Annotated in this window: 8 protein-coding genes and 1 pseudogene; 8 read left to right on the top strand and 1 reads right to left on the bottom strand. The window is 70.2% G+C overall.

The genetic code is table 11. The features are described 5' to 3' along the window. Positions 1-146: 146 nt before the first annotated feature. The gene (locus tag ACWGJ2_RS39390; RefSeq protein WP_453351217.1) at positions 147-1,148 is read right to left on the bottom strand and encodes a hypothetical protein; all 1,002 of its coding nucleotides are present in this window, start codon (positions 1,146-1,148) and stop codon (positions 147-149) included. Positions 1,149-1,291: 143 nt separating this feature from the next. Between ACWGJ2_RS39390 and ACWGJ2_RS39385 the strand changes: the two genes are divergently transcribed. The 8 genes and pseudogenes from ACWGJ2_RS39385 to ACWGJ2_RS39350 form a co-directional block, all read left to right on the top strand. After that, entirely contained in the window at positions 1,292-3,934 is a 2,643-nt protein-coding gene (locus ACWGJ2_RS39385; RefSeq protein WP_453351216.1) for a valine--tRNA ligase, read from the top strand. Positions 3,935-4,028: 94 nt separating this feature from the next. Beyond that, the gene (gene folC, locus ACWGJ2_RS39380) at positions 4,029-5,606 is read left to right on the top strand and encodes a bifunctional tetrahydrofolate synthase/dihydrofolate synthase (RefSeq protein WP_453351215.1); all 1,578 of its coding nucleotides are present in this window, start codon (positions 4,029-4,031) and stop codon (positions 5,604-5,606) included. After that, positions 5,607-5,960 carry a DUF4233 domain-containing protein gene (locus ACWGJ2_RS39375; RefSeq protein WP_453351214.1) on the top strand — a complete coding sequence of 118 codons (354 nt, stop codon included), beginning with the start codon at positions 5,607-5,609 and terminating at the stop codon, positions 5,958-5,960. It abuts the gene before it with no gap. Between the two features lie 120 nt (positions 5,961-6,080). Beyond that, positions 6,081-6,494: a nucleoside-diphosphate kinase gene (ndk, locus tag ACWGJ2_RS39370; protein WP_453351213.1), complete on the top strand. Its 414-nt coding sequence runs from the start codon at positions 6,081-6,083 to the stop codon at positions 6,492-6,494. A 316-nt stretch (positions 6,495-6,810) separates the two neighbouring features. Continuing rightward, positions 6,811-7,830, top strand: coding sequence for a rod shape-determining protein (locus ACWGJ2_RS39365; RefSeq protein ID WP_453351218.1), 1,020 nt, complete (start codon positions 6,811-6,813; stop codon positions 7,828-7,830). Between the two features lie 164 nt (positions 7,831-7,994). After that, on the top strand, positions 7,995-8,930 hold the full coding sequence (gene mreC / locus ACWGJ2_RS39360; protein WP_453351212.1) for a rod shape-determining protein MreC: 936 nt from the start codon (positions 7,995-7,997) through the stop codon (positions 8,928-8,930). Positions 8,931-8,933: 3 nt separating this feature from the next. Further along, positions 8,934-9,683, top strand: coding sequence for a rod shape-determining protein MreD (gene mreD / locus ACWGJ2_RS39355; RefSeq protein WP_453351211.1), 750 nt, complete (start codon positions 8,934-8,936; stop codon positions 9,681-9,683). Positions 9,684-9,753: 70 nt separating this feature from the next. After that, a pseudogene (locus tag ACWGJ2_RS39350) lies at positions 9,754-10,055 on the top strand (penicillin-binding protein 2); the annotation flags it as partial.

Below are 10,055 nucleotides of genomic sequence, written 5' to 3'. Positions count from 1 at the left end.
GGCCCCGTGCGGGGGGGGGGGGCGGCGGGGGGGGGGGGGGGGGGCCGGGGGGGGCGGGGGGCGCGGGGGGGGGCGAGGGGCGCCGGGGGGGACTGCGCGGGGCGCCCTTCGTGATGCAGCCGCGCGCACGCTGCGCGTGCGGGGTGCTACTTGATCTCGACGCGGGCGTCGGCGCGAACCTTCGTCGTGGTCGCGGCGCCGTCGTCGATCGACATGCTCTTGCCGGTCAGCGCCGCGGCCGGGTCGGCGACCATCACCCAGCCGATGGTGCTGTGGTCGCCCCACATGCACACCGGGATGGTGAAGCCCGGCACGCCGCTGCTGTCACCGGAGGGGGAGGAGAACTTCACGTTCTGGCACTTCATGACGGCGTCGTCCAGGCCCGCGGGCTCGACCGACTCCGGCTCGCCCACCAGCTCGGCCTTGCCGCCGCCCCCGGTGTCCGGGTCCTCCTCGGCTTCGGTGGCCAGCTTGTCGAAGGCGGAGTCGACGACGGCCTCCGGGTCCTCGACCTCGCCGTACACGCCGCTGAAGTTGAGCTTCTTCGCGGTCGAGCCGCTGCCCGACTCGTACGAACCCTGCACGTCCTTCGCGCCCTTGACCCCGTACTTCTCGAAGGCGGCGACGTCCTCGGAGGTCATGTCGTCCGCGCCCGAGGTGGACTTGGTGTACTCCGTCGCGACGGTCTGCGGCGCCGTGAGCTTGTACTTCTTGCCGTCGTCAGCGACGGAGCCGCCACCGCCCCCGCTGAAGAAGACGAAGCCGCCTATCACGGCGCCCACCACGACCAGCGCGCCCACCACGATGCCGATGGTCTTGCCCGCGCCGCTCTTGCCGCCCTGCGGGGGCATCGGCATGCCGGGCTGCCCTGGCTGGCCGTAGGGACCAGGCTGCTGGGGGAAGCCCTGCTGCGGGTAGCCCGGCTGCTGGGGGTAGCCGTAAGGGGGCTGGCCCGGCTGTCCCGGCTGTCCCGGCTGCTGGGGCTGACCCGGCTGCTGCGGGTAGCCGTAACCGGGCTGCTGCGGTGCGCCACCCTGGCCGCCGTACGGGTTCGGCGCGCCCTGCGGCTGCTGCGGCGGCTGCTGTCCGTACGGTCCCGGCTGCTGTGGCGGCTGCTGGCCGTACGGGCCGGGCTGCTGGTAGCTCATGGTGGCGCGTCCCCTCGTTATGTGAGCACAAGCAGTTATCGCTTATGCGTTCCATACATCCTGGACGAGGGTAATACCGGCCACCCCACCGGGTTCCCAAACCGATTCGAGACTGCGACATTCGCGCCCGTACACTGACCGTCGTGACCGAGAACACTCAGCAGAGCCCGGAATCAAACGGGCCGAACGCAGCAGCCCCAGCAGATCTGCCGACCCAGTACGCGCCGGCCGAGGTAGAGGGGAAGCTGTACGAGCGCTGGGTGGAGCGAGGTTACTTCGAGGCACAGGCCAAGAGCGAGAAGACGCCGTACACGATCGTCATCCCGCCCCCGAACGTCACCGGTTCGCTGCACCTGGGCCACGCGTTCCAGCACACCCTCATGGACGCCCTCACCCGCCGCAAGCGGATGCAGGGGTACGAGGCGCTCTGGCTGCCCGGCATGGACCACGCGGGCATCGCCACCCAGAACAAGGTCGAGCAGCAGCTCGCCGAAGAGGGCAAGTCCCGCCAGGACTTGGGGCGCGAGGCGTTCGTCGAGCGCGTGTGGCAGTGGAAGGAGGAGTACGGCGGCAAGATCCTCGGCCAGATGCGGCGGCTCGGCGACGGCGTCGACTGGAGCCGCGAGCGCTTCACCATGGACGAGGGCCTGTCCCGCGCCGTCCAGACCGTCTTCAAGCGGATGTACGACGACGGTCTGATCTACCGCGCCGAGCGCATCATCAACTGGTGCCCGCGCTGTCTGACGGCCATCTCGGACATCGAGGTGGAGTACCAGGAGGACGACGGCGAGCTGGTCTCCATCCGCTACGGCGAGGGCGAGGACTCCCTCGTCGTCGCCACGACCCGTGCCGAGACGATGCTCGGTGACACGGCCGTCGCGGTCCACCCGGACGACGAGCGGTACGCGCATCTGCTGGGCAAGCGGATCAAGCTGCCCCTGACGGACCGCACGATCCCCGTCGTCGCGGACGCGCACGTGGACCCGGAGTTCGGCTCCGGCGCGGTCAAGGTCACCCCGGCCCACGACCCCAACGACTTCGCGATCGGCCAGCGCCACGACCTCTGCTCGTACACGGTCATGGACGAGCGCGGCGTGATCACCGCGCACGGCCCCTTCGAGGGCCTGGACCGCTTCGAGGCGCGCTCCGCGATCGTCGGCGCGCTGCGCGAGCAGGGCCGGATCACCGCGGAGAAGCGCCCGTACACGCACAGCGTCGGGCACTGCTCCCGCTGCAAGACGACGATCGAGCCGCGGCTGTCGATGCAGTGGTGGGTCAAGGTCGGCCCGCTCGCGCAGGCAGCGGGCGACGCGGTCCGCGACGGCCGCACGAAGATCCACCCCGCCGACATGTCGTCCCGCTACTTCGACTGGGTCGACAACATGCACGACTGGTGCATCTCGCGCCAGCTCTGGTGGGGCCACCGCATCCCGGTCTGGTACGGGCCCGAGGGCGAGGTCCGCTGCGTCGGGCCCGACGAGGAGCCCCCGGCGGGCGAGGGCTGGACGCAGGACCCGGACGTCCTGGACACATGGTTCTCGTCCGGGCTGTGGCCGTTCTCGACGCTCGGCTGGCCCGACGAGACGCCGGACCTCAGGAAGTTCTACGGCACCGACGTCCTGGTCACCGGCTACGACATCATCTTCTTCTGGGTCGCCCGGATGATGATGTTCGGGCTCTACGCGATGGACGGGGTCGCCCCCTTCCACACCATCGCGCTCACGGGCCTGGTCCGGGACGAGCACGGCAAGAAGATGTCGAAGTCGTTCGGGAACGTCGTGGACCCGCTGGAGTGGATGGAGGCGTACGGCTCGGACGCCCTGCGCTTCACCCTCGCCAACGGCGCGAACCCGGGCACGGACGTCCCCATCGGCGAGGACTGGGTCAAGGCGTCCCGCAACTTCGCCAACAAGATCTGGAACGCCACGCGCTTCGCGCTCATGAACGGCGCGACGGTCGAGGGGCCGCTGCCTGACGCGGCCGAGCTGGGCCCGGCGGACCGCTGGATCCTCTCCCGCCTCAACTCCGTCGTCGCCGAGGTGGACGGACACTACGAGGACTACCAGTTCGCGAAGCTCTCGGACGCGCTCTACCACTTCGCCTGGGACGAGGTCTTCGACTGGTACGTCGAGCTGTCCAAGACCACCTTCGGCAAGGGCGGCAGGGAGGCCGAGGTCTCGCGGCGCGTCCTGGGCGAGGTCCTGGACGTCACGCTGCGGCTGCTGCACCCGGTCATGCCGTTCGTCACCGAGCAGCTGTGGACGACGCTCACGGGAGCGGAGTCGCTCGTCGTCGCCGACTGGCCCGCCGACTCCGGCTTCCGTGACGCGGCGGCCGAGGACGAGATCCGCACCGTCCAGCAGGCCGTGACCGAGGTCCGCCGCTTCCGCGCCGATCAGGGGCTCCAGCCCGGCCAGAAGGTCCCGGCCGAGCTGGCCGCCGAGGGCACGCCGCTGGCGGCGCACGAGGACGCGATCCGCCAGTTGCTGCGGCTCCAGCCGGCGGGCGAGGGCTTCCACGCCACGGCCTCGCTGCCGGTGGCGGGCGCCACGGTCTCGCTGGACCTCTCGGGCGCGATCGACGTCGAGGCCGAGCGCAAGCGGCTCACGAAGGACCTCGCGGCGGCGGAGAAGGAGCTGAAGCAGACCACGGCGAAGCTGGGGAACGAGGGCTTCCTCGCGAAGGCCCCGGACGAGGTCGTGGCAAAGATCCGGACCCGGCAGTCCACCGCCGAGTCCGACATCGCCCGGCTCAAGGCCCAGCTCGACCGCCTCCCCGCGGCCTGACCGCTGCCGACTCCGGCGCCCCGGGTGAAGGGGCGCCGGAGGACGGGGAGACCGTCGCGGGCCGACCGCTCTCCGGCTACGTAGACTGGGCGGCGTGAGTGACCAGCCCGGGCCGGCCGAAGGCCCTGACGAGTTCGACCCCGCCGATCCGGAGAACCTCGACAACCTCGCCGAGCCCGCGGACGCCGCGTTCGACGAGATCGTCGGTGAGGAAGCCGACCGCGATCCCGACCTCGCCGTCATCGAGGCGGGCAGCCGCACCCTGCGCGCCCAGGCGGGACCGCCCCAGGCGGACGTCGTGCCGGGCCGCCCGGAGGACCCCGAGCTGGACAGGGCGCTGCGCGCGGTCGAGGCGGAGCTGGCCACGCGCTGGGGTGAGACCAAGCTGGAGCCCTCCGTCAAGCGCATCGCCGCGCTCGTGGACGTCCTCGGCGACCCGCAGCGCGCCTACCCCTCGATCCACATCACCGGCACCAACGGCAAGACCACCACGGCCCGCATGATCGAGGCGCTGCTCGGCGCCTTCGAGCTGCGCACGGGCCGCTACAGCTCGCCGCACGTGCAGTCCATCACCGAGCGGATCAGCGTGGACGGCGCCCCGCTGTCCGCCGAGAAGTTCATCGAGACGTACGAGGACATCAAGCCCTTCGTGGAGCTGGTGGACGCCCGCGAGGAGTACCGTCTTTCCTTCTTCGAGGTGATGACCGGCATGGCCTACGCGGCCTTCGCCGACGCGCCCGTGGACGTCGCCGTCGTCGAGGTCGGCATGGGCGGCACCTGGGACGCGACGAACGTCATCGACGCGGGTGTCTCCGTCATCACCCCCATCTCGCTGGACCACACCGACCGGCTCGGGGACACGCCCGAGAAGATCGCGGGGGAGAAGTCGGGGGTCATCAAGCCCGACGCCACCGTCGTGCTCGCCCAGCAGCCGGTGGAGGCCGCCTCGGTCGTCCTGAAGAAGGCCGTCGAGGTGGACGCCACCGTGGCCCGTGAGGGCATGGAGTTCGGCGTCGTGTCCCGTGAGGTCGCGGTGGGCGGACAGCTGCTGACGCTGCGCGGTCTCGGCGGCGAGTATCCGGACATCTTCCTGCCGATGCACGGCGCGCACATGGCGCACAACGCGGTGGTCGCGCTCGCCGCTGTCGAGGCGTTCTTCGGCGTCGGCCAGGAGCACGCCCGCACCCTGGACGTCGACACGATCCGTACGGCCTTCGCCTCGGTCTCCTCGCCGGGACGCCTGGAGACCGTACGCGCCTCGCCCACCGTGCTGCTGGACGCGGCGCACAACCCGGCGGGCGCGCAGGCCACGGCCGAGGCCGTCAGCGAGGCGTTCAGCTTCAGCCGTCTGGTGGGTGTGGTCGGCCCGAGCGCGGACAAGGACGTGCGGGGTCTGCTGGAGGCGTTCGAGCCGGTCCTCGCCGAGGTCGTGGTCACCCGCAACTCGACGTACCGCGCCATGGACGTGGACGAGCTGGCCGGTATCGCCGTGGAGGTCTTCGGCGAGGACCGGGTCCAGGTGGAGCCCCGGCTCGACAGCGCCATCGAGGAGGCGATCACGCTGGCCGAGGAGGAGGACGAGTACGCGGGCGCCGGCGTGCTGGTCACCGGCTCGGTCATCACGGTGGGGGAGGCCCGGCTGCTGCTGGGCGGCGGCGGAAGGAAGAGCTAGATGCGGACCCTGTGCGCGTCCACCCTGATCGGCGAGTTCTTCGTGATCGGGTTCGCCGGGCTGGTGGCGATGCAGACGACGGACATGTCCACGGGCACGGTCTGGACGGTCAGCGGGATCGCCATGTTCCTGTGCGTGCTGCTGTGCGGGATGCTGGGGCGGCCCGGGGGCGTGCAGCTGGGCTGGGCGTTGCAGGTCCTGCTGATCGCGTCCGGTTTCGTCGTGCCCACGATGTTCTTCCTCGGTGCCTGCTTCGCGGGGCTGTGGTGGGCGTCGGTGCACTTCGGGCGGAAGATCGACGAGGCGAAGGCCAGGTTCGCCGCCGCTTCGGAGCCCGAACCTGACGCTGCGTGAGAGCGGACGCCCGTACCCATGTAGCCTCTGGTCACCCGTATACCGCAAAGCGCGGCACGCGATATCGCCTCACGCGTTGTCGCAGAGCGCAGCCCCCGCTTCCCCCAAGGAGCCCGCACCATGAGCCAGCGCACGCTCGTCCTGCTCAAGCCCGATGCCGTACGCCGTGGTCTGATCGGCGAGATTCTCGGCCGGATCGAGAGCAAGGCGGGGTGGACGATCGCAGCACTGGAGCTGCGCACCCTGGACCGTGCCACGCTGGAGACGCACTACGGCGAGCACGAGGGCAAGCCCTTCTACGAGCCGCTGATGCAGTTCATGTCGTCGGGCCCGTCCGTCGTCGTGGTGGTCGAGGGTGAGCGCGTGATCGAGGGCGTACGGGCGCTGGCCGGACCGACCGACCCGATCGCCGCCGCGCCCGGTTCCATTCGCGGTGACTTCGGGACCATCGTGCGGGAGAATCTCATCCACGCCTCGGACTCCGAGGAGTCCGCAGAGCGAGAACTGAAGATTTTTTTCCCGAACTTTAGCTAGCCGTTTCCTGACGGGTCATCAGCGCGAGAGCCCTGGTGACCAGGGGCGACCGGAGTTTTTCGGTCGCCCTTCGGCATATGCGCGGCTGTTCGGGGGAACGCATCACCCCGACACGGCGTCACTATTTACGGGGACGACCGGTGTACCGCCGACAATGGCGGAGGAACCCTCGCCACGTGTTCGAGCGAGCGCGTCTACGATGGAACCTCGCGCCCCGAAGCGTTCGCGCGTCGCGCGGTACACGCTTCCTGCCGTCCTCTCCACACATCGCTCCAGTTTCCAGTTGGAAGGCCAGACGCATCCTATGGCGAACAACATGTCGTTCATCGGCCGTGATATGGCTGTCGACCTCGGGACCGCCAACACGCTGGTGTACGTCAGGGGTCGCGGGATCGTCCTCAACGAGCCGTCCGTCGTCGCCATCAACACCAATACCGGCGGCATTCTGGCGGTCGGAGCCGAGGCGAAGAAGATGATCGGCCGGACCCCCGGCAACATCGTGGCGGTGCGCCCTCTCAAGGACGGCGTGATCGCCGACTTCGAGATCACCGAGCGCATGCTCCGTTACTTCATCCTCAAAATCCACAAGCGGCGCTGGATGGCCCGCCCCCGCGTCGTCGTCTGCGTCCCGTCCGGTATCACCGGCGTCGAGCGCCGCGCCGTGATCGAGGCGTCCACCCAGGCCGGGGCCCGGCAGGTGCACATCATCGAGGAGCCCATGGCCGCCGCGATCGGCTCGGGGCTCCCGGTCCACGAGGCCACGGGCAACATGGTCGTCGACATCGGCGGCGGCACCACCGAGGTCGCCGTGATCTCCCTCGGCGGCATCGTCACGGCCCAGTCCATCCGGGTCGCGGGCGACGAGCTGGACAACGCGATCATCCAGCACATCAAGAAGGAGTACAGCCTGCTGCTCGGCGAGCGCACCGCCGAGAGCATCAAGATCACCATCGGCTCGGCGTACTCCATGGACAAGGACGAGCACACCGAGATCCGCGGCCGTGACCTGGTGAGCGGGCTGCCCAAGACCGTCGTCATCTCCGCGGCTGAGGTCCGCAAGGCCATCGAGGAGCCGGTCAACGCGATCGTCGACGCGGTCAAGACCACCCTGGACAAGTGCCCGCCCGAGCTTTCGGGTGACGTGATGGACCGCGGCATCGTGCTCACCGGAGGCGGAGCGCTGCTGCGCGGCCTCGACGAGCGGCTGCGGCGCGAGACAGGTATGCCGATCCATATCGCCGAGGACCCGCTCGACTCGGTGGCACTCGGTTCCGGAAAGTGCGTGGAGGAATTCGAGGCACTCCAGCAGGTGCTCGACGCACAGCCGAGGCGATGACGTAGAAACACGATCCGCCGCATGGACGAGTGCCATCCGAGTGCCGTCCGCGCGGCGGATCGTCAACTGTTCCAGAAAAACGCACCATGCATGCCACGCGTGCTCCCCGCACATGGCGCGGAGCACGAACCGTTTCCGACTGAGGAAAGGCACGGCCGCCGCACGTGAGGGACACACGAGAAAGCCGGCTGCTGCTCGTTCTCCTGATCGCCATCGCGTTCGCACTGATCACGGTGGACATCAGGGGAGGCGAGCAGTCTCCGCTCGACAGCGCGCGGCAGGGGGCCGCCTCGGTCCTCGGCCCCGTCGAGAACGGCGTATCCGCGGCGGTCGACCCGGTCGGCAACGCCGTCGGCGCCATCCGCGACTCCGGCGAGCGGCACGACCGCATAAGCGCGCTGGAGCGGGAGAACGCCGCCCTCAAGCAGAAGCTCGGCTCCGGCGACCGGCACCGTGCCCGCGCCCAGGAGCTGGACAAGCTGCTGCGCACAGCGGGCGCGGGCGGCTACGGCATCAAGGGCGCCGAGGTCGTCGGCATCGGCGCCGCACAGGGCTTCTCCTGGACCGTCACCATCGACGCGGGCCGCGAGGACGGGCTCACGCGCGACATGACCGTCATCAACGGTGACGGGCTCGTCGGCCGCGTCACCACCGTCGGCACCTCCACGTCCACCGTGCTGCTCGCCAACGACCCCGATTTCACCGTCGGCACCCGGATGGAGAAGAGCAGCGAGCTGGGCTTCGCCACCGGGCGCGGCGGCAACGCGCTGACGGTGCAGCTGCTCAACGGCAAGGCCGAGGTGAAGGAGGGCGACCGCCTGGTCACCTTCGGCTCCCAGGACGACAAGCCGTTCGTGCCCGGCGTGCCGGTCGGCCGGGTCACCAAGGTGGACCCGAGCGGCGGCGATCTCACCCGCACGGTGAGCGTCCGCCCGTATGTGGGCTTCAGCAAGCTCGACGTCGTCGGCGTGGTCGTCGAGCCGCCGAAGAAGAATCCGCGCAACGATGTGCTGCGGCCCGAGAAACCCAAGGAAGCCAAGCCGACGCCCACGGTCACCGTCACCAAGACCCCCGGCGCTTCCGCATCACCCAGGAGCTGACCCATGCGCCTCAACCGGATGCTTCTCCCGACGTGCCTGGTGGCCGTCGCCCTGATCGTCCAGGTGAGTGTGCTCGCCAGACTCCAGTTGCCCGGTGCCGTGCCCGATCTGCTGCTGCTGGTCGTGCTCGGTCTGGCCATGGTCTACGGACACACCGCCGGTGCGCTCATCGGCTTCTTCGCCGGGCTCCTCGCTGACATCGCACCCCCCGCCGACCACGCCGTGGGCCGCTACGCGCTCGTGCTGTGCGTCGTCGGCTACGCCGCCGGGCTCACCAAGCCCGACACGGGCGCGCACCGCTCGGCGACGGTGCCCATGCTGGTGGTCGCCAGCGGGGCGATCAGCTCGACGCTGCTGTACGCGGGGGTCGGCGCCCTCGTCGGCGACACCGCGGCGCGGCAGGTGGGGCTGGTGGGCCTGCTGTTCACGGCCACCCTCTACGACCTGCTCCTCGCGCCCTTCACCGTGCCGCTGATCATGGCCCTGGCGCGGCGCTCCGAGCGGGACCCCCTCGCGGGTGCCGAGGCGGCGGGCGGCGGCAGCGCCAGCGGCGGCGGCCGGGGCTACGGCTGGCTCACCTCGGGCACAGGGCTGACCCTCGGCGGCGAGACCGGACGGTTCGGACGCCCTGGCCGCGGCGGCAAACCGGGCAAGGTCAGCAAGACGGCGAGCATCGGCGGCCAGCGCGGCAGCCTGATCGGCCGCACCGCGCGGAACAAGGCGGGCCGGATCAAGGGGGTCAAGCGGCTGTGAGCGACGGCTCCGCCCCCCTCCGGAGGCACCACCGGTCCGACCACCACTCCGCAAGGAGGCCCTGCGCCGCATGAGCAACATCCCGGAGACCGGGCGCACGCCCCGGGTCACGATCCGGCTGGTCGCCATCCAGATCCTCGTCCTCTCCCTGCTGCTGACGCTGGGCGGGCGGCTGTGGTATCTCCAGGTGCGCAATGGCGACGAGTACCAGAAGGAGGCGGCGGGCAACCACGTGCAGCAGGTGGTGCAGCCCGCCACGCGGGGCTCGATCCTGGATGCGCGGGGGGTGCCGATCGCGGACAACGAGACGCGTCTTGTGGTCTCGGCCTCGCGCACCGAGCTGATGAAGATGGACGACCAGGGCAAGGCGGT

This window comes from Streptomyces sp. NPDC054796 (assembly GCF_053611545.1).
This window is presented reverse-complemented; position numbering and strand designations above follow the sequence as displayed.

Excerpts from the sequence above, each read along its gene's own strand:
- ACWGJ2_RS39390 (WP_453351217.1), bottom strand. The coding sequence starts at position 1,148 with ATGAGCTACCAGCAGCCCGGCCCGTACGGCCAGCAGCCGCCACAGCAG.
- ndk (WP_453351213.1), top strand. The coding sequence starts at position 6,081 with ATGAGCCAGCGCACGCTCGTCCTGCTCAAGCCCGATGCCGTACGCCGT.
- ACWGJ2_RS39375 (WP_453351214.1), top strand. The coding sequence starts at position 5,607 with ATGCGGACCCTGTGCGCGTCCACCCTGATCGGCGAGTTCTTCGTGATC.
- ACWGJ2_RS39365 (WP_453351218.1), top strand. The coding sequence starts at position 6,811 with ATGTCGTTCATCGGCCGTGATATGGCTGTCGACCTCGGGACCGCCAAC.
- mreD (WP_453351211.1), top strand. The coding sequence starts at position 8,934 with ATGCGCCTCAACCGGATGCTTCTCCCGACGTGCCTGGTGGCCGTCGCC.